The organism is Vibrio sp. zbq_1 (genome assembly GCF_043102935.1).
GTDB lineage: Bacteria > Pseudomonadota > Gammaproteobacteria > Enterobacterales > Vibrionaceae > Vibrio > Vibrio parahaemolyticus.
In genome coordinates this window covers 311,559-331,067 of the sequence record NZ_JBICJH010000041.1, presented here as the reverse complement: position 1 = coordinate 331,067, position 19,509 = coordinate 311,559, and the positions used below count along the sequence as shown (strand labels likewise).

21 protein-coding genes are annotated in these 19,509 nt (G+C 45.5%); 12 read left to right on the top strand and 9 right to left on the bottom strand.

The annotated features are described in order from the left end of the window. The first annotated feature begins 50 nt into the window (after positions 1–50). A complete protein-coding gene (locus ACF8CV_RS19390) occupies positions 51–434 on the top strand; it encodes a DUF3461 family protein (RefSeq protein WP_005456756.1) in 384 nt (127 codons plus the stop codon). An 82-nt stretch (positions 435–516) separates the two neighbouring features. On the opposite strand, the gene truC is transcribed toward ACF8CV_RS19390, so the two are convergent. Together truC and ACF8CV_RS19380 are read right to left on the bottom strand one after the other, a co-directional pair. Further along, on the bottom strand, positions 517–1,284 hold the full coding sequence (gene truC / locus ACF8CV_RS19385; protein ID WP_005456757.1) for a tRNA pseudouridine(65) synthase TruC: 768 nt from the start codon (positions 1,282–1,284) through the stop codon (positions 517–519). 5 nt (positions 1,285–1,289) lie between these two features. After that, positions 1,290–1,604: a YqcC family protein gene (locus ACF8CV_RS19380; RefSeq protein ID WP_023584124.1), complete on the bottom strand. Its 315-nt coding sequence runs from the start codon at positions 1,602–1,604 to the stop codon at positions 1,290–1,292. Positions 1,605–1,683: 79 nt separating this feature from the next. Here ACF8CV_RS19380 and ACF8CV_RS19375 point away from each other — a divergent pair, with 79 nt between their 5' ends. Together ACF8CV_RS19375 and ACF8CV_RS19370 are read left to right on the top strand one after the other, a co-directional pair. Further along, complete coding sequence (locus ACF8CV_RS19375) at positions 1,684–2,721, top strand: DUF3549 family protein (RefSeq protein WP_078558452.1); 1,038 nt, start codon at positions 1,684–1,686, stop codon at positions 2,719–2,721. 13 nt (positions 2,722–2,734) lie between these two features. Continuing rightward, positions 2,735–3,034 carry a DUF3301 domain-containing protein gene (locus ACF8CV_RS19370; RefSeq protein ID WP_005494258.1) on the top strand — a complete coding sequence of 100 codons (300 nt, stop codon included), beginning with the start codon at positions 2,735–2,737 and terminating at the stop codon, positions 3,032–3,034. Here ACF8CV_RS19370 and ACF8CV_RS19365 read toward each other — a convergent pair. Continuing rightward, positions 2,994–3,479, bottom strand: coding sequence for a GNAT family N-acetyltransferase (locus ACF8CV_RS19365; protein ID WP_021452994.1), 486 nt, complete (start codon positions 3,477–3,479; stop codon positions 2,994–2,996). The genes ACF8CV_RS19370 and ACF8CV_RS19365 overlap by 41 nt on opposite strands. Positions 3,480–4,374: 895 nt before the next feature. On the opposite strand from ACF8CV_RS19365, the gene ACF8CV_RS19360 reads away from it, so the two are divergent. Together ACF8CV_RS19360 and ACF8CV_RS19355 are read left to right on the top strand one after the other, a co-directional pair. Next, entirely contained in the window at positions 4,375–4,662 is a 288-nt protein-coding gene (locus ACF8CV_RS19360; protein WP_015297146.1) for a hypothetical protein, read from the top strand. Positions 4,663–4,664: 2 nt separating this feature from the next. Further along, complete coding sequence (locus ACF8CV_RS19355; protein WP_005456606.1) at positions 4,665–5,108, top strand: YaiI/YqxD family protein; 444 nt, start codon at positions 4,665–4,667, stop codon at positions 5,106–5,108. Between the two features lie 130 nt (positions 5,109–5,238). Here the strand turns inward: ACF8CV_RS19355 and ACF8CV_RS19350 are convergent, their stop codons facing one another. From ACF8CV_RS19350 to ACF8CV_RS19340, 3 genes are all read right to left on the bottom strand, one after another. Beyond that, positions 5,239–6,825: an AbgT family transporter gene (locus ACF8CV_RS19350; RefSeq protein ID WP_005484923.1), complete on the bottom strand. Its 1,587-nt coding sequence runs from the start codon at positions 6,823–6,825 to the stop codon at positions 5,239–5,241. Positions 6,826–7,319: 494 nt separating this feature from the next. After that, complete coding sequence (gene ykgO / locus ACF8CV_RS19345; RefSeq protein WP_005380299.1) at positions 7,320–7,445, bottom strand: type B 50S ribosomal protein L36; 126 nt, start codon at positions 7,443–7,445, stop codon at positions 7,320–7,322. Positions 7,446–7,448: 3 nt separating this feature from the next. Next, a complete protein-coding gene (locus ACF8CV_RS19340; protein WP_005479047.1) occupies positions 7,449–7,709 on the bottom strand; it encodes a type B 50S ribosomal protein L31 in 261 nt (86 codons plus the stop codon). A gap of 122 nt (positions 7,710–7,831) precedes the next feature. On the opposite strand from ACF8CV_RS19340, the gene tsaA reads away from it, so the two are divergent. The 5 genes from tsaA to ACF8CV_RS19315 all read left to right on the top strand — a co-directional run bounded on the left by tsaA (position 7,832) and on the right by ACF8CV_RS19315 (position 11,695). Continuing rightward, positions 7,832–8,527, top strand: a complete 696-nt coding sequence (gene tsaA, locus ACF8CV_RS19335; RefSeq protein ID WP_005456640.1) for a tRNA (N6-threonylcarbamoyladenosine(37)-N6)-methyltransferase TrmO — start codon at positions 7,832–7,834, stop codon at positions 8,525–8,527. A 111-nt stretch (positions 8,528–8,638) separates the two neighbouring features. Then, complete coding sequence (locus ACF8CV_RS19330; protein ID WP_005479053.1) at positions 8,639–10,354, top strand: proline--tRNA ligase; 1,716 nt, start codon at positions 8,639–8,641, stop codon at positions 10,352–10,354. Between the two features lie 163 nt (positions 10,355–10,517). Continuing rightward, positions 10,518–11,186, top strand: a complete 669-nt coding sequence (locus ACF8CV_RS19325) for a tellurite resistance TerB family protein (RefSeq protein WP_005494240.1) — start codon at positions 10,518–10,520, stop codon at positions 11,184–11,186. 111 nt (positions 11,187–11,297) lie between these two features. After that, the gene (locus ACF8CV_RS19320) at positions 11,298–11,504 is read left to right on the top strand and encodes a YaeP family protein (protein ID WP_020835463.1); all 207 of its coding nucleotides are present in this window, start codon (positions 11,298–11,300) and stop codon (positions 11,502–11,504) included. Then, on the top strand, positions 11,504–11,695 hold the full coding sequence (locus ACF8CV_RS19315; protein WP_005456636.1) for a DUF4250 domain-containing protein: 192 nt from the start codon (positions 11,504–11,506) through the stop codon (positions 11,693–11,695). Before ACF8CV_RS19320 ends, ACF8CV_RS19315 begins: the two co-directional genes overlap by 1 nt. 86 nt (positions 11,696–11,781) lie before the next feature. On the opposite strand, the gene ACF8CV_RS19310 is transcribed toward ACF8CV_RS19315, so the two are convergent. Next, positions 11,782–13,146, bottom strand: a complete 1,365-nt coding sequence (locus ACF8CV_RS19310) for a sodium-dependent transporter (protein WP_005456537.1) — start codon at positions 13,144–13,146, stop codon at positions 11,782–11,784. A 388-nt stretch (positions 13,147–13,534) separates the two neighbouring features. On the opposite strand from ACF8CV_RS19310, the gene ACF8CV_RS19305 reads away from it, so the two are divergent. Continuing rightward, a complete protein-coding gene (locus ACF8CV_RS19305; RefSeq protein WP_208870988.1) occupies positions 13,535–16,081 on the top strand; it encodes an Ig-like domain-containing protein in 2,547 nt (848 codons plus the stop codon). Between the two features lie 140 nt (positions 16,082–16,221). On the opposite strand, the gene ACF8CV_RS19300 is transcribed toward ACF8CV_RS19305, so the two are convergent. Together ACF8CV_RS19300 and ACF8CV_RS19295 are read right to left on the bottom strand one after the other, a co-directional pair. Continuing rightward, the gene (locus ACF8CV_RS19300) at positions 16,222–16,965 is read right to left on the bottom strand and encodes a YggN family protein (protein WP_005494233.1); all 744 of its coding nucleotides are present in this window, start codon (positions 16,963–16,965) and stop codon (positions 16,222–16,224) included. 61 nt (positions 16,966–17,026) lie between these two features. Continuing rightward, positions 17,027–17,506: a GreA/GreB family elongation factor gene (locus tag ACF8CV_RS19295; RefSeq protein ID WP_015297155.1), complete on the bottom strand. Its 480-nt coding sequence runs from the start codon at positions 17,504–17,506 to the stop codon at positions 17,027–17,029. A 76-nt stretch (positions 17,507–17,582) separates the two neighbouring features. Here ACF8CV_RS19295 and ACF8CV_RS19290 point away from each other — a divergent pair, with 76 nt between their 5' ends. After that, positions 17,583–19,508, top strand: coding sequence for an ATP-dependent DNA helicase RecQ (locus ACF8CV_RS19290; RefSeq protein ID WP_045601781.1), 1,926 nt, complete (start codon positions 17,583–17,585; stop codon positions 19,506–19,508). Position 19,509: the final 1 nt, after the last annotated feature.

Here is a 19,509-nt window from a genome sequence, read left to right as displayed (position 1 = left end):
TAGGCTGCTACAGTTATATCAATATCAATTAGATGTAATAGAGGTAGCCTATGTATCCCCACCTCACTGGTTTGGGTATTCATGATCCCAAGCAGATTGAACGTTATTCCCTACGTCAAGAAGCACATAAAGACGTGCTCAAAATCTACTTCCATAAGCAAAAAGGCGAGTTCTTTGCCAAAAGCGTCAAATTCAAATACCCACGCCAAGTAAAAAATGTCTTAGTTGATAGCGGTAGTCATAAATACAAGGAAGTAACGGAAATCAACCGTAACCTTACTTTGGTTATCGACGAACTCAACAAGATCACAAAACCAGCGAAAGTGTCTGAACTGGATGTAAAACAAAAGATTCTTTCTGATCTTCGCCATTTAGAAAAAGTCGTTTCTAGCAAGATCGCCGAGATCGAAGCGGATCTAGAAAAACTCAAATAGCCTTTAAGAATCGGTAAACAACAAAAAGGGTTGGTAAACACGCCAACCCTTTTCTATTTCTCTTCGCTAGAGCACAGCCTCTTTACTTAACGAGCTCTTCGTCCCACTCAAATCGAGTAAACAATTGCTGCCACGTATCGTCGATACTCGCTTTCATCACCAGCTCTTCATTTGTAAACGGATGCACAAAACGCAGCTCCGAAGCATGTAACAGCAAGCGGTGTGAATCAAATTCGTTACGGAACAATTTGTTGTGTTTACCATCACCGTGCGATGTGTCCCCCACAATTGGGTGACGTAGGTGGGCCATGTGACGACGCAATTGGTGCTTGCGACCAGTCTTGGGCTTCATTTCCATCAAACAGTAGCGCGTTGTTGGGAACTTGCCCGTCGAATAAGGCACTTCCACTTTCGCCAGTGGTTTGTAAGCGGTTACTGCCTCTTGAGCTTCTTTCTCTTGGGAGGCGAACTTATCTGCAATTTTGTCTAGTTCGACTTTTAACGCGTAATCTAAAACGCCCTCTTCCTCAATCCAACCACGGACAATCGCGTGATAGGTCTTCTCCATTTTGTGCTCAGCAAACATAGGCATCACTTGAGAAGCCACTTCACTGGAGAGCGCAAACACCAAAACACCAGAAGTCGGACGATCCAAGCGATGCAACGGAAAGACATGCTGACCAATTTGGTCTCGCAGAGTCTGCATGACAAACTGAGTTTCGTGTTTATCTAGCCAACTGCGATGAACCAACATGCCGGCGGGCTTGTTCACCGCAACAAAATACTCATCTTGATAAACAATCTCCAACTCTACTGGAGCCACGGTTTGTGATGTTTCTTGTTCTGACATTGAAGTTACTTACATAGTTCGTCGATAGTTCGAATCGTGTTCAAAAGCTCTGCGTACTGCGGCTCTTGCTTCCACGCTTCTGCAAAATAAGGTTCAATAGAGAAACCTCTTGGCAAAGGTTGGCTACTTTCTACTAAAGCGTGCATTCGAGCAATAAAAATCCACTGCAACCATTCATGTGGATCAAGCGTATCTATCGCGAAAGGCTCCACGCTTTGCAACGCTTCTGGCGACGGCATGGTTTGTTGCCATAGCTCGTGCTTTTGAAGTTGTGCTTCAAGTTGGTACAGTAATTCCACCAGTTTTGTGCTTGTAGTCATTAACTTTTACATCTCGAACCTTGAATTAGCCGAGAATGATACCATTTCTTGTCAAAAGAACGTTAGGACGTCGTATTTAATGGAAAACATTCAAACCCTCACCCAGTTACTGAAAAACAGTCATTGTGAATATCAAATCTTCGACCTTGGTCGACGCATCAAAACGATCGATTCACAATTGTTCGCCGATGTTGAAAAAGGTCAGTGCCCTTACCCATACCCAATGCAGCGTAAAGCACATTTAGCAATTGCTTATTGGAATGAACAAAAACAACCTTGGATTTGGTTTTTAAAGTTTGAACTGGATGAGCGCGGCTTACTCAAGCAATCTGATATTGGCAACTTCATTAAATACGTAGTTGAAGCCATGGGCACTCGTCTAAGCGAAGAGATGTCTGAAGAGCAACAACAAAAACTCTCCAATAATCCATACACGTTCAAACCTTCTGAAGACAAAATGGCGGTATTCCACAGCCAAGTTCGTGCAAATTTGGATCTACCCACCAGCCAATATTACGAACATACACAGCACTACTTCACAGGCGATCTAGGCTGGGAAAACTGGCAGACGGTTGGCCTGCAAGGAATCACCGATATCGCCGCACGCCTTGGTAAAGAGCAAAATGCGATCACTCTGCGTAAAGCTCTCAATCATTTACCTAACGAGCCTCTATACGCACTGCTTGGTGCTCTTGAGCATGTCGACTTACAAGAACGACTAGCGCAGCGTATCGCAGAAAAAGCGCAGCAAGAGATTCACAGCACAGAACCAGATTTGTTCTTGCTATCGGCATTAACTCGAGCGTTAGCAGGCGCTCCAACTGAAATCTCTTTGCCAGTACTAGAAGCGATTTTGCAAAGCCCTCGTTTAAGTCACCAAGAAGTACTGATCGGCATTGCGGGACGAGCATGGCATCTTCTTTCTGATGCAAAAATCGCTGAACAATTTTTGCTGCGACTCGCACAAACAGGCCATCAAACCCTGTTTAATCAATTATTTGCCGATTTAGTTATGCTGCCAGAACTAAGAATGGTATTGCTACCTTTGCTGCACTCTAGCCCATCGGAAGAGCTAGCCACTGCACTCATCAAATTGCAGCAAGCCACAAAGGGATAAGAAAGGATTAAGGATGATAGGAGATCTACTGGCAATACTTGGACTGTGCTTTTTCTGTTTTCTATTTTGGCAACAACGACGTCAATCTGAGTTAGCCAAAGTTGCCATCTCACGAAAATGCGAGCAATTAGATCTTCAGCTCGTTAGCATCGCTTTTGGAGCACACAAACTGAAAACGCCAGACGGAGTCTGGCGTTGGCACACAGTGTATCAATTTGAATTTTCATCTCTTGGCGATGACTGCTATCAAGGCCAATTGACTATGGTTGGATTCAGGCCGCAGAGCTTTCACCTACCGCCACATCGCTTGTAAATTCCATTTCAAAGTAAGGGCCGAATAAGTCCTTACTTTCTCTTGTTTTAACAAATCCCAGTTTTTCCAATACCGCCATTGATGCTTGGTGATTGCTGTTTACATTCGCTTTCACCTTATGTAGTTCCAATTCGCGGCACGCTTTAGGGAAAAACGCTTTTAGCGCTTCTGTCGCTAACCCTTTACCCCAATACGCCTTATCAAAAATAAAACCTAATTCGGGTTCGGAATCGAGATGGGAAATGAATACATGCCCCATATAGTCACGGCTCGTACTCTCAAGTACCGCCATACTATAAATATTTTCGTCATCCAGTATTTTCTCAAACAATTGTTTGGCAGAGGCTACTGTATGAGGACCATTCATTTCGGCACGGTTTTTCGCGCAGCAATTAAGCATAACGAATTCTAGTTGCAACGACTCATTGTAGGGTAGAAGAAGCATTCTTCTGGTTACTATGGCCACATCTGTTCCTTGATTACAGCAAACTTAATTAATCCGCATATCACAAGCTAAGCGAAGCTGAGCCTGCCAAGTGACTGCGGGAGATAACGCCTTGTAGAGAAGCCGAAAGTTAAACCAACTGATTGGAAAGGATATTGATCTGGATTGTTTTTTATTAAGTGTTATTAGGATTTTATAAATTTTGTGACATTGACGGTTTTACCATCGAAAATAAGAAAGACCCCGACACGAATGTATCGGGGTCATGGTCTTACTCGCAGCAGTCCGGCTACTAAATAGTGCTCCATGCATCATCCATAATAGTGGCTGATTCCGTCAGCTCAGTCCTTACGTCGCCGTCCTAGCGGTGTCCTTATCATCCTGATAGCTAACATTCCCCGTTAGCGCACATCACTTGTTCCTTGAGCGGTGTCCCTTGCATCTTCCTGATGCTGTCCATAACCTCAATCCTATGAGGGGTCCATTGTCTATCCTTAGTCATCAACATCCTATTGATGATTGTTTCCTTACAATGTCCTGCGCTCCATGCTTGATCAATCATCCTGATTAACCAAATCGTCTTCCTGACGATAACCAAATCCTTGGTGCTTTCCTGTTCCGTGTCTGCTTCCTGCTGACAAGGTTAAATTTACGCTTTTCCTTAGTTTTCACAATCTACCCTAAAACAATTTTTTTTATTCACAACGGTTAATAACATGTTAAATCATTATTTATCAAAACCTTACACTGGAACTTTTCTGTAAAACTGATGACGAAATCGTTTTCTCTTACACGCTATGTAAGAGATCTCTCACAACCCACTACCGAAATTGCTATTCGCTAAATCCCACCTCTCAAAGTATGATGACAGCTATATCGTTATTAAGGATTGAAAATGTTAACTCAAGACGTCACGAAAGAGCTGGAAGCAGTGATGGAGCAGCTGCAACGAGAAGGGAAAGAGCCAACGGTTGCACTAGTGAAAGCACGTATGAAGACACCAGTCCCAATGCCTGCACTCATTACTGTTATCAAAAGCTGGAAGAGCGCGAATCATGTCCCAAAAGTAGAAGTCACTGCGCCACTATCGAAAGAAGAAGATCGCCTAACGGCACTTGAAAACACAGTCGCAAAATTAACCGCTCGTATTGAAGAGCTAGAAGCAAAACTGGGTGAGAAATAAGAATGAAGTTATGGGTAGATGCAGACGCTTGTCCTAAAGTGATCCGTGAGACCATAGTGCGTGCCGCAGAACGAACCGGCGTAGAGTGCACCTTTGTCGCCAATCATGTAGTACCAGTGCCAAAAAGAGCCAACATTCACTCACTTCAAGTCCCTGCAGGTTTTGATATTGCTGACAACGAAATTGTTCGTCGTGTGGAGCCAAATGATTTGGTCATCACATCCGATATCCCACTTGCCGATGAAGTCATCACTAAAGGCGCTCTAGCGTTGAGCTCTCGTGGCGAGCTTTACACCAAAGACACCATCAAAGCGCGTCTTAATATTCGTGACTTTATGGAAACCATGCGCTCAAGCGGTATTCAAACTGGCGGGCCTGCGGCACTTTCGCAAACCGAACGCCGAGAGTTTGCAAACCATCTGGATAGAATCCTCGCGAAGCGATAAAGGGCTTTCATTCAAACATTGAAATGATCCATCTCTGAAATAAGACTCAACAGAGTTCGTACTTCAAACATGCAAAAAAGCCTGCGAATATCGCAGGCTTTTTTTGGAGCTGTGTGAGGTGCCCTAAGTATTACGGTGTGTAATACGTTGCAGCGCCCGGGCCGACTGGTAGACCAAATACGAATACCCATAGGTAGAACAGCAGACTCCAACCTACGATAAAGCAGATTGAGTAAGGCAGCATGGTCGCGATCAGCGTACCGATACCTAGATTCTTCATGTAGCGAGTCGCTACCGCCAAAATCAAACCAAAGTAGCTCATCATCGGTGTGATGATGTTCGTGGTTGAATCACCGATACGGTAAGCCGCTTGAATGGTTTCTGGAGCATAACCCACTAGCATTAGCATTGGCACGAAGATAGGAGCTGTCACGGCCCACTGCGCCGATGCAGAACCGATCATCAGGTTAATGAAGCCACACATCAGAATGAATGCGAAGAACAACATAGGGCCAGTCAGACCGATACTTTGCAGGAAGTCAGCACCTGCAACGGCAAATACTTGGCCAAAGTTCGTCCACTTAAAGAAAGCAACAAACTGCGCAGCGAAGAACACCAACACGATGTACATGCCCATCGAAGACATTGATTTAGACATCGCATCGATAACATCACGGTCGGTTTTCATCGTGCCAACGACTTTACCGTATACAAAGCCAGGGATAGCAAAGAATACGAAGATGAAAGCGACGATACTTTTCAGGAATGGGGATCCTGCAACAGTGCCAGCGTCTGAACGTAGGATGCCGTCTTCTGGAACAATCGTCCAGGCCAACAAAGCAGACACAACCAACACAGCAAGACCAGCAACTTTCAGACCTTTCTTCTCAAGGTCAGTTAGGTTGCCCATTTTGTCGTTAGACAAATCTTCAGCCGCTTCTTCTTCGTTGTACTTGCCAAGTTTCGGCTCAACGATTTTCTCTGTAACGAATGCACCCATACCCGCGATGAAGAACGTCGACACAAACATGAAGTACCAGTTTACTTCTGGTCCAACAGTGTAAGTCGGGTCAATCATTTGAGCTGCTGTCTCAGTAATACCTGAAAGCAGTGGGTCAACCGTACCAATTAGAAGGTTTGCCGAGTAACCGCCCGATACACCAGCAAATGCTGCCGCAAGACCAGCAAGAGGATGACGACCAAGGGAATGGAAAAGCATTGCAGCAAGTGGGATAAGAACCACGTAGCCAAGCTCAGAAGCGGTATTTGAAATGATACCAGCAAAAACAACCGTAACCGTCACCATACGTTGTGACGCGCCCATTACTAGGCCACGCATTGCTGCTGAAAGTAGGCCCGAGTATTCCGCAATTGCAACACCAAGCATCGCAACCAATACCGTGCCTAACGGTGCGAAACCAACAAAGTTTTTCACTAGATTGGTAACAATAAGCTCTAGACCGTCAGCGTTAAGTAAGCTGACCACTTGAATCATGCCGTCTGCAGCACGACCTTTTGCTCCCTCAGGACGAGGATCGACAACCGATACTTCGAAGTAACCAGCTATACCCGACATCACCAAAATGGCTAAGCAGAAAATGGCAAATAGTGTGATCGGGTGGGGCAACAGGTTCCCCAAATATTCGACAGTATCCAAAAAGCGCGTAAACAACGGCTTCTTAGGTGAGTTTTGTTTAATTGAAGCAGATGAACTCATCTGTTCCCTCCTTGTTTTTATTCCTGTGCAATTGTGAAAAAAATGTCACAAAGCGAGCGAAGGGTACTTGAGTAAAGAGTCAATTAAAAGCCAAAAACGTTACAAATTGTAAATCAATGGCAAATTTATAACCAGTTATTTGCATAAATGTAGATATTTCATCCATATAAAACAAATTAACCAACATTATAAATTAAACAAAGCTATAACCATTAGATATGCAGGAATGCCTAATCCCTATATAAAGTCGAATGCAAAGATAGTGTGTGGTGTAAGCTCAAAGAGCCGAGCAGTCTGGCAAACGTTCAATTTTGACTTGAATAACGACGAAGTCGTGCCAGTAAAAATCATGCCAAGCACGAGCGAATAAACGTTGGCACTTGGCGAGTATTAGGTGGGCGTGTAGATTCATAGCTGCTGAGGCAATCATCCGTTGTCATGGACGAAAATACCTTCAATTTCGCTACACACCCCTTTGTTGTTCGTTTCTACTGTTATTTTTGTACAGCTTTGAACCTCGGATTTGTCTTACAAATAACGTACAAGCGCCCTCTTCTTTTCACTATCTGACAGTCAGGATGACGGCTCTTCGCGCTTTTAAGTGATTTCACAACTTTCATGACTTATTCCTTCTCACTAGTAAATTGACCAAAACGACGGTTGAAGTTAGCAATACGCCCTTCCGCTTGAACCACTCGTTGCTTGCCTGTGTAAAACGGATGAGAAGACGACGACACATCCAATGTGAAGTACGGGTATGTTTTTCCGTCTTTCCACTCAATGGTGCGATCGGTTTTCAATGTTGAGCCGACAACAAAGTATTCATCCACACTTGTGTCATGAAACACCACTGGACGATAGTCAGGATGGATTCCTGGTTTCATTTCAATTTCCTTCAAATTAAATTGTTATGTTATAACATTTTAATTAATAATCATTCCCAATAAGAAATGCAAGAGAAATTTGTGATACTTTTTCACTTAAATGAATCTTGAAGAAATTTGCTATGTATTCGATTGAGCCGATTGGCATCATTGAAACCCCTTACAAAGAGAAGTTTGCCGTCCCTCGCCAACCGCGCCTAATTCCAGCCGCTAAAGCGCGAGTAAAACTGTTAGGCGAGGCAAATAGCCCAGAAGCGGTGCGCGGATTAGAACAGTTCTCTCACGTCTGGTTATTGTTTCTGTTTGACCAAAATTTGGAGGCAGGATGGAAACCAACCGTACGGCCTCCTCGTTTGGGTGGAAATGAGCGTATTGGCGTGTTTGCTTCACGCTCTACCTTTCGACCAAATGGCATTGGAATGTCGGCAGTCGAAATGAAAGGCATCACGAAGAAAGGTGATCAAATATATATTGATCTTGGCAGTGTTGATTTGGTCGATGGCACACCGATTGTCGACATCAAACCTTATATTCCTTACTCAGATGCCATTCCTGAAGCGATTGGCGGCTACGCTGGTGAGGAGCCTGAAAAATCGAACGTCACCTTTTCGTCTCAAGCATTGGCGATGCTAGCAAAGCGATCCGATACTCAATATGTACAATCGGTGATCGAACAAGTTCTGGCGCAGGATCCACGTCCTGCATACAAGAAGAACAAACCGGATACCAAGGAATATGCGGTAAATTTGTTCGATCTGAACGTTAAGTTCAGCGTGAATAGCAACTTAATAACAGTTACGGCGATTGAAAGCTTTTGACAAAGCCATTTGGCTGATATTATAGACGGCTTACAATTTTCCCTTCTTGGGACCTTCATACTCCTGTCCATTCTGGCTTGAGTAACTAACTTTAATAAACGGATAAATTTAATGCGTACCAGTAATTATCTTCTTTCTACTCTGAAGGAGACTCCAAACGACGCAGAAGTAGTGAGCCACCAGCTCATGCTACGTGCAGGTATGATCCGTAAGCTGGCTTCAGGTCTTTACACCTGGCTGCCTACTGGTCTACGTGTGCTGCGTAAAGTCGAAAACATCGTTCGTCAAGAAATCGACAATGCAGGTGCAGTCGAAACTTTGATGCCCGTTGTTCAGCCGTTTGAACTATGGGAAGAGACAGGCCGCAGCGAGAAGATGGGTCCTGAGCTACTTCGCTTTACTGACCGTCATGTTCGTCCGTTTGTACTTAGCCCAACAGCTGAAGAAGTGATCACTAGCCTTGTGCGTAATGAAGTGAGCTCTTACAAACAGCTTCCGCTAAACCTGTACCAAATCCAAACTAAATTCCGTGACGAGCGTCGTCCACGTTTCGGCGTAATGCGTGCACGCGAATTCTGCATGATGGATGCATACAGCTTCGACATCGACAAAGCAGGTCTAGAGAAATCTTACCAAGCAATGCACGATGCTTACTGTAAAGCATTTGACCGTATGGGCCTTGAGTACCGTCCAGTACTTGCGGACTCAGGCGCTATCGGTGGTAGTGGCTCTCAAGAGTTCCACGTACTTGCAGACAGCGGCGAAGACCTAATTGCATTCTCTACTGAGTCTGATTACGCAGCGAACATCGAAAAAGCAGAAGCGTTAGCGCCTGCGGTAGAACGCGCAGAACCAACTCAAGAAATGACACTAGTTGATACTCCAAACGCGAAAACAATCGCGGAGTTGGTTGAGCAACACGGTCTACCTATCGAGAAGACGGTTAAAACACTATTTGTTAAGGCGTCTGACGAAATCGATGCACCAATCATTGCGTTGATCGTTCGTGGTGACCACGAGCTAAACGAAGTGAAAGCAGAAAACCTACCTCAAGTGGCTTCTCCACTAGAGATGGCATCAGAAGAAGAAATTCGTGAACTGATCGGTGCTGGCCCTGGTTCTCTTGGCCCTGTAGGCCTTGAACTGCCATTCATCGTTGACCGCAGCGTAGCAGTCATGAGCGATTTTGGCGCTGGCGCAAACATCGACGGTAAACACTACTTCGGTATTAACTGGGGTCGTGACGTTGAACTGGGTCAAGTAGAAGATCTGCGTAACGTAGTAGAAGGCGATCCAAGCCCATGTGGTAAAGGTACGCTAATGCTGAAACGTGGTATCGAAGTTGGTCATATCTTCCAACTTGGTAACGTTTACTCAGAAGCAATGAACTGTAGCGTTCTTGGCCCTGACGGTAAAAACGTAATCTTAGAGATGGGTTGTTACGGCATCGGTGTATCGCGTGTTGTTGCTTCTGCGATTGAACAGAACCACGACAAATACGGCATCATTTGGCCAGACGCAATTGCACCTTTCCAAGTAGCAATCGTGCCAATGAACATGCACAAATCTGAGCGCGTAAAAGAAGCAGCAGAGAAGCTATACGCGGAACTAACTGCTATGGGCATCGAAGTTCTATTTGATGACCGTAAAGAACGTCCAGGTGTGATGTTCTCTGACATCGAGTTGATCGGTATCCCTCACACTATCGTGATTGGCGATCGCAGCATGGATGAAGGTAACTTCGAATACAAAAACCGTCGTACTGGCGAGAAAACTCCAGTAGCGATGGCGGATATTGTTGAGCACGTTAAATCTCAACTTAAATAAACGCCTAAAAGGTTTCGATTAAATAAAAGGGTTGGCTTCGGTCAACCCTTTTCTATTGTCCTCAGAAATGACACTGCCCCTAATTTCTTTACTATTCATTTCGTTAATCTTTGGTTCAGCTTGTCGTTTGTACACTGATCTCAACATTTACAGGAGGTCAGTTATGGATTTAAAAAGTCTTCTAAACCAAGCGCTCAACTCTGATTTACTCAAACAAGGTGCTGACGCCCTGGGTAAGCAAACTCAAAACATCAAATCATCATCCAGCTCTAGCCAGTTCAAAACTCTCGGCGCAGGAGCCATAGGTGGTGGATTGATTGGCATGCTTATGGGCTCAAAGAAAAGCAAAAAGATGGCGAAGAAAATGGGTTCTGGCGCGCTTAAAGTCGGTGGAGCGGCAGCACTCGGTGCACTTGCCTACAAAGTGTATAACGATTGGCAAGCTAAGCAGAGTGATCAAGGCGTCCATGAACCCTTCGATCCACAAGATAGCAAACACAGCGTATTAATTTTAAAAGCCATGATTGGTGCAGCCAAAGCAGATGGTCATGTCGATGATGTGGAAATGGCTCGGATTGAACAAGCCCTTACAGAAATGGGGGCAGATGAACACGTTCGTCAGTTGGTTCAGCAAGAGTTGCATAAGCCACTTGATCCAGTAGAAATCGCAAGCCAAGCGTCGACACCACAGCAAGCTTCTGAGATCTATTTAGCGTCACTCATTGTTGCCGATGAACAAAACTTCATGGAAAAAGCTTACTTACAAGAGCTGGCTAAGCAGCTTCAGCTTTCTCCGGAAGTGACGTATCAATTAGAATCGCAGATGCAGTGATTAAAGCTTGTCCAAGATGCACCTCAACTTGAGCCAAAACAACTCTCAGCTTTGAGTTTCAAATCCGCTATGTGTATATTGAGATAAGTTATCATTTAGTGGAAAGAAAACATGCAAGTATACGGCTGTTGTGAATTAGTTCGTGAGCTTTATGCTCAAATTGGTAGCGGCGATCAAGCCTACATCCCTCAAGCAATTTCTTGTGCAGTAAAAGCGCTAAACGAAGTTGCGGCGGATGAATCTTTGCCAAAAGAAGTACGAGAGAAAGCGGCGTTTGCGGCTGCAAACCTGCTGATTTCAGATTTTGAGGACAAGTAATGAACTTAGCGAACTTTGAATCGATGGACCCAGTCATGCTGATGAGCATCGTCAACATGAAGCTACGTGACGACTTCGGCGGTGATCTGGATAAGCTGGTTGCTTTTTTTGATATAGACCGCGCGGCGCTTGAAGCAAAATTGGCTACGGCAGGGTTTGATTTCTTACCCGAAGCAGGTCAGTTCCGTTAATCACGACGGCAACCCCCAACGAAATTCATGAAAAAGGGCTTGATGTATACATCAAGCCCTTTTCGTTTATGCTGTATCTTTGCTTGTTAACCGAATGATGCCCAGATCACCGTCGCAACTAATACAGGGCACACAAACTTCACATACGCAGGCCACAATTTACCAAACCAGCCTTGTGTGAATTCAGGACAACCCTGCTCAAGCTCTTTGATTTTAGAGTTACGATTCCATACCCAACCACCAAACAAGCAGAACAGTAGTGCCGCCGTTGGCTGTAAATACTGAGTTGCAACCGTTGCAACCATGCCAAACAACGCGCCAAAGTTGTACACAATCACTACGCTGAACAGAGCAATAAGACCACCTAGCACCCAGCTAGTCGCACTGCGCTTAGTATTGAAACGTTCACTCACTAACGCCACCGGACACTCTAACATTGAGATGGAAGACGTCAGCGCCGCAATCGTCAGCAATAAGAAAAATACGATTGAGAACAGTTGGCCAAGTAAACCTAAACTATCAAACATCAGTGGCAATACGGTAAATACCAAGGTGTCTGAGCTCAATAGAGAACCGTCTTCAGCGTAGATTTGGACACCTTTTTGCATCGCAACAAACATCGCTGGCATCACCACTAGCCCTGCAATAAAGGCAACAGCCGTATCGACCAAGGTCACATTCATTGCCATCTTGGGAAGGTTCTCTTTCTTGCTCAAGTAAGAGCCGTAGATCAGCATTGAACAACCACCAATCGTCAGTGAGAAGAAGCCCTGCCCCATTGCAGCAAGAATTAGTTTACGGTCCCATACTTTCTCGAAATCAGGCACCAAGTAATGCTTCAGACCTTCCATCGCGCCGTTTTGAGTCATGATGTAAACAAACAGCAAACCGAATAACACGAACAACGCAGGCATTAGACGTGTTGACCATTTCTCGATGCCTTGTTTAACGCCACCTTGCACGATCAAAATGGTAAGTACATAAAATGTAATCGTACCGAACAAGTTGCGCTCTACACTAAAACCTTTTAACCATTGAGTCGCCGCTTCCATTCCCATGATGTCGGTAACCGCACCTAGCAAAAAGCAGATCAACCAACCGCCAACAATGGAATAAAACGCTAAGACGGCACTTGGTACACTCAAACCAATCCAGCCCACAATACCGCCAAGCTTTTTGCCTGTCGGGTGGTTGGTTAATGCACGCATGCTATCTACTGGGTTGGCTTGACCATGACGACCAATCGCCATTTCAACCACCAGCATAGGAAAAGCAACGATAAGAATCATCACTAAGTAAACCAGCAAGAAGGCTCCACCACCATTACTTGCTGCTTGTGTTGGGAAGCCCCAAATATTACCCAGACCAACCGCAGCGCCGGCGGCTGCTAAGATGAATCCGAGACGAGAGCCAAAATGCTCGCGAGGCTGAGAAGAAGTTTGTTGTGTCATACCACTCACACAAAATATCAATAAACTAGCTAACTAGTACACTATAGCAATGTTAACTAATCAACAAGAGCAAGCAGGTCAAATACTCGACAAACGATACAAATGACAGACATTCAGTTTGTAAATTTTTACATACATCTCATATTCATCATGCCGTTATCAAACCGTTATTTGCTATCAAATCGACTGTATCACCACGCAAAAACCACTGATTCATTCATCGTGAAGTGAGCCGAAAAATAATGAGCTCGACTGTAAGAGGCGAATAGTTCCTCGTGATATTGTGTCGAAAAGCAGAATATTGTTCTTCGCTTTTTCCCCCTTATGTCTATTTATCAGCTAGTTATTACTCTGTTCTCATTTATATCCATGACTCAAGGAGAGAAAAATGAAGGTCACTCTACTTCACGGAGCTGTGGTTGCTGCACTCAGTGTTAGCTATCAAGCTCAAGCCTACAACTGTCAAAGCCTGCCTGATTGGGATAGCACTGCGATCTACACCTCAGGCACTCAAGTGAAAACTGAAGGCGCCGCCTATGAGGCCGCTTATTGGACACAAGGTAACGACCCCGTCACCAACTCAGGCTCATGGGAAGCGTGGAAGGCATTAGGTCAATGTGATGGAGGAAACAGTAATCTGTCGCCAACGGTGTCCTTCTCTTCTCCAACGAACAACGCGCAAATTCCTGAAGGCAGCGCCATTACTCTGTTAGCCAATGCGTCCGACGAGGACGGACAGGTCACACAAGTGGAGTTTTTAGCGGGTGACCAAACCGTTGCTATCGTCACCCAAGCGCCATTTGAGGCATCTTGGACTGCAGCCCAAGGCGTTTCTCAACTCACCGCAATTGCGACAGACAATGAAGGCGCCGTAACCTCCACAACGGTTGCTATCGTCGTTCAGCCTCAAGTAGAGCTGCCGCCACCTAGCATTACTCTCACTAGTCCAACAGGTACGGAAACACTGAGTGTGGGGGATAACCTAACCGTCACGGCTCAAGCTGATGACTTTGATGGCGTAGTTACTCAAGTTGAATTCTTTGTTAACAACCAATCCGTCGCCATTGATACCAGTGCACCTTACGAATACCAATGGACAGCAAGTGTTGGCACACACTCATTTAAAGCTCAAGCAACAGATGACTCTAATCTCTCTACCACGAGTCAAGAAGTGGCGCTGGTCGTCGCGAACTCAGAAACAAGCAATGGTGGGTGTGCTGATGCTCTACCTTACGTTGCTGGCACGCGTTATGAAGTAGGTGCTCTGGTTTCTAACCTTAACCAAAAATATCGTTGTGACGTTGCGGGTTGGTGTTCGTCCGATGCAACATGGGCCTACGAGCCAGGTGAAGGCCTGTACTGGAAAGATGCTTGGACTGGCCTAGGAGCGTGCTCAACACCACCTCAAGTTACCATTACCGCCCCAACTGATGGGCAAGTCGTGCTCGCAGGCAGCAACAACGAAATCACAGCCAACGCAAGCGACTCCGATGGCACGGTTACGCAAGTGGAGTTTTTCGCGAATAACGCTCGCTTAGGTGTCGTTACTCAAGCGCCATATTCCGTAACTTGGAACGCCACACTTATTGGCGCTAACCAGCTTAAAGCCGTTGCAACCGATAACGACAACAATACGTCAGAATCTGTTGTGAACGTAAATGTCAGTGATAAAGATTTAGTCATTTCTCTTACTTCGCCTAGCGCAGGTCAAACGGTTGGCTTAGGCAAAAATCTCGCATTAAGCGCCGATGCAACGTCTTTAACTTCAGGCATTAAGCAAGTTGACTTTATGGTCAACGGCGCCGTTGTCGCCACAGATACGACTGCACCTTACTCTGCGAACTGGACACCAGCCGCAATCGGACAGTTTACCGTAAGCGCTCAAGCCGTCGATCTTGCCGGAAGCACCGCATTATCTGACGCGGCAGCGGTGACAGTTGTAGAGCAGACAGAAAAACGTCATAAACTGATTGGTTACTGGCACAACTTCGTGAACGGTGCGGGTTGCCCAATCAGACTGGCAGACATGGCTGATGCTTGGGATGTGATTGATATTGCCTTTGCTGAAAACGACCGAAACAGCGATGGCACAGTGCACTTCAACCTGTATTCTGGCGATATTTACAGTGATTGTCCTGCACTCGACCCAACGCAATTCAAACAAGATATGGCCGCCTTGCAAGCGAAAGGTAAGAAGTTCGTTCTATCTCTTGGAGGCGCTGAAGGCACTATCACTCTAAACACTGACCAAGACGAAGCGAACTTTGTTTCTAGTCTAACTGGCCTTATCGCTGAATGGGGCTTTGATGGTCTCGATGTGGATTTAGAGAGTGGATCTAACCTAGTACACGGTTCACAAATTCAAGCTCGTCTTGGTCGTGCTTTGCTGCAAATTGAGCAAAACATGGGTGGCGATATGTACCTAACCATGGCTCCTGAACACCCTTATGTTCAAGGCGGTTACGTCGCTTACAGCGGAATTTGGGGAGCGTACATTCCAGTGATCAACGATACTCGCAGCACGCTCGACTTGCTTCATGTTCAGCTATACAACAACGGCGGTCTACCAAACCCGTACCTACCAGGTTCTGCACCAGAAGGATCTGTTGATATGATGGTCGCTCAATCTAAGATGCTTATCGAAGGTTTTGAACTAGCCGACGGCACTCAGTTTGCGCCATTGCGTGATGATCAAGTCGCGATCGGTTTACCTTCAGGCCCAAGCTCGGCAAACTCAGGTCAGGCTCCGACACAAAATATTCTCAACGCACTAGACTGTTTAACGAAAGGCACATCCTGTGGCACCGTTAAACCAGCGTTCAACTACCCGAATTATGCTGGCGTAATGACGTGGTCTATCAACTGGGATCAGCATGATGGCTTTAACTTCTCAAAACCTGTTGGTGATAAGTTAACTCAGATGAACGCGCAATAAGCGCCTTTAACCTGGTTAGGTGCGTTTGGTCAAACCCTCGCACTCAACCAAAAGATGGAACCACTAAAACGAAAAGAGAGCGCCAAACGGCGCTCTCTTTCTTTGTATTTTTAGATGTTGTTTCTACGCGAAGCGATTCATCAAATGGTAAAGACTCGATAGTCTTTCAACTCAGGAATTTTCTTCAACAAATCGTCTTCTTGCCCTGCCATATTGTCCAGAGATTCACATAAGTCTTCCGCTTGTTGCTCCACCTCTTTCGAATGTTCAGCCAAACGCTGCTCAACTTTCGCACTTAATTCTGCCATGCTTTCAGAGAGTGCTGTCAGGTTTAAACCACCCTCTTCTTTCATTTTTTTCGATAAAGCATCGAACGCGCTAGCCAGAAACTCTTTATTAAAAATCTCCTGCGCCTTTTCAAAATCTTTCGTCCAGCCCTGCGTCATCGATTCAAAGCTGTCTGCAGGCAAAATAAAATCACCATCTTTGTAATAACGAGATTGCACATCAGCAAAGAAGTCTTTAACTGCAACTTTTACGTTATCAAACGCGCCCGGCGCATCCAAACTCGCTGCCACATCATCAATGATGTCATTGGCAAGTTCCAAGCCATCACTCGCTAGCTGCTTAGCTTGAGGGATATAGGCATTCATTTTTTCGCGATATGCTTCAATCGCGGCTTTCTGCTCTGCATCGAGTTCAATCAACTCACCTTTGATGAACAAGTTGTTGTCTTCGTCCACGACGGCTTTATCACCAGAAGTCTGGCGAATTTCCAAACTCTGTCCATCCATACGAACTTCATTATGGATGTCCACACGACATTGCGCTGCATAACCTGTTGCACTAACCATCAGCAATGAAAGTGTAAGAAGTTTCTTCATGTCATTCTCTTATCTTCAAAGTAACTTCTGTTAAACATAACACTCAGTTATACATTTGATGTCAGGACACCGTCACGACTTCGTAACAAGTTGTTTTATCGCCAATTTTCATCTCAAACTCTTCGCCTTCCTCTTTGCCAAGTAACGCTCGTCCCAATGGTGATTTCGCTGTTAAGACAAAGACTTCCTGATCTTGCCAAGCCACCGTTAGTCCACCAGAGCACGGACCGATGAAAAAGCGTTTTTCGATATTATTCTCATCGACGAGAACCACATACGCGCCTACACCTATTGGCGCATCCGTAAAGTCGCGAATAACCATTGAGCGATACTGACGCAATTCGTCCTCACTCTCTTGTACTCGCATTGCTTGGCCATGAGCAAGATAGGAAGCCTCTAATGCAAGCGTGTCGTACTTATGCTCGGGCACTGTTTCTTCGTCCGTTGCGGCATCGATGGCTCTTTGGGTGGAAGCGTGTGCAATTCGAAGTTTTTCTTCCAATTGATGAATGATGATTTGGATTAACTCAGCTTTGTTCATACTTTTTGAAGGCGCGCTCAGTAGGCAGGATATGTTAATGTACCCTAGTCTATCACCGAAGAAAGGTTTCCCTAACATGCAAAGTACCCAGTTACTACAAACGCTTCAATCCGTGTTTGGTTTTGACTCATTACGCCAAGGCCAACAACCAGTTATTGAATCGGTCATGAATGGTTACTCTGCAGCAGCAATATTTCCAACGGGCTCGGGCAAATCTCTTTGTTATCAACTCCCCGCCACCATGCTGCCAAACCTCACTTTAGTGATCTCGCCATTACTGGCACTAATGAAAGATCAGCTGAGCTTTTTGCAAAGCAAAGGGATCGCCGCCGCTTCTATTGATAGCAGCCAAAGCAGAGAAGAAGCGCAACGCGTAATGGTTGGAGTCAAAAACGGTGAAATCAAAATTCTGATGATTTCTGTCGAACGCCTCAAAAACGAGCGCTTTCGCGAGTTCATTCGTCAGGTGCCAATCTCTTTGATGGTAGTCGATGAAGCGCACTGTATCTCTGAGTGGGGACATAACTTCCGTCCGGATTACCTCAAGTTGCCGCAATATCAGCGAGAACTGAATATTCCTCAAACCTTATTGCTGACCGCCACAGCAACGCCCGCCGTTATTGAGGACATGAAAAATAAATTCGATATTGCGAGTGACCACATTACTGTAACTGGCTTTTACCGTTCGAACCTCGATATTTCAGTCATCCCTTGCGAAGAGTCCGAAAAGCAAACGCAACTCAACACGATTATCGCCGCAGCCCCTAAACTGCCAACTATCGTTTACGTAACGCAACAGCAAACTGCAGAGCAAGTAGCTAAGTCATTGATCTACATTGGCGTTAACGCTCATGCGTATCACGCGGGAATGAAAAGTGAAGTTCGTGAGCAAATACAACAGCAATTTATGGCGGGCCAAATTGACTGCATTGTGGCCACGATTGCCTTTGGGATGGGTGTCGACAAATCCGATATTCGCCGAGTGATCCACTTTGATCTGCCTAAATCCATTGAAAACTATGCCCAGGAAATAGGTCGAGCAGGACGCGACGGACAACGCTCTGAATGCATTCTGCTTGGCAATACTTCTGGGTTAACTGTATTAGAAAACTTTGTGTTTGGCGACACGCCTGAGCGCTCTTCGATTAGTTATGTATTGGGTCAAATCAAAGAGCACCAACCTCAGTGGGAAGTCGTGCCACTACGTTTGTCTCGCGAGAGCAATATCCGCCAGTTACCACTCAAGACGCTGTTGGTGTATTTAGAGCTTGCGAAAGTGATCGAAGCTAAGTTTAGCTACTTTGCCGAATATCGATTCAAATTCCTACAAGATCAGCAATTTATCGTTAACCAATTCCAAGAAGAACGACGCGAGTTTGTAGAAGCCATTTTCACTTGTTCAACCAAAGCGAAAGTATGGTGCCAAGTCGATCTCGATGCTCTTTGGATGCATTATCACTCGGAACGTAGCCGCGTTGTCGCTGCTCTGGATTACTTTCATCAGAATGGTTGGGTTGAACTGGAAAGCAAGCAGCTAACCGATGTGTATTCCGTCTTGCCCGAAACACAGAATATCGAAGACATCACGCAGCATCTGTACGAGCTATTCCAGTCTAAAGAGCGCAAAGACATCGACCGAATTCACGCCATGCTGGGGTTATTCCAATCGTCAGATTGTTTAAGTCATCAATTAGCCAGTTACTTTGCCGACCACAACGCCCCTGCTCACTGCGGTCATTGTTCTGTGTGTCGAGGACAGAGAGCGGTGTTCCCACCTCGGATTTACGACCAACCTGAACCAGCAGTCGCCTCCGCTTGGATTGCAGAGTTTGTCCAACTTTCCCCTTCTGCAATCAGTAACGAAGCCATCGCCCGATTCTTATGTGGCATCAGCACACCGTTGATCAGCCAACTTAAAGCCTCAAAGCTATCTGGGTATGGTGCATTGGCTAATGTGTCCTTCGAACAGGTACTACAATTGGTTGAAAGTGTGCGGGAATAGA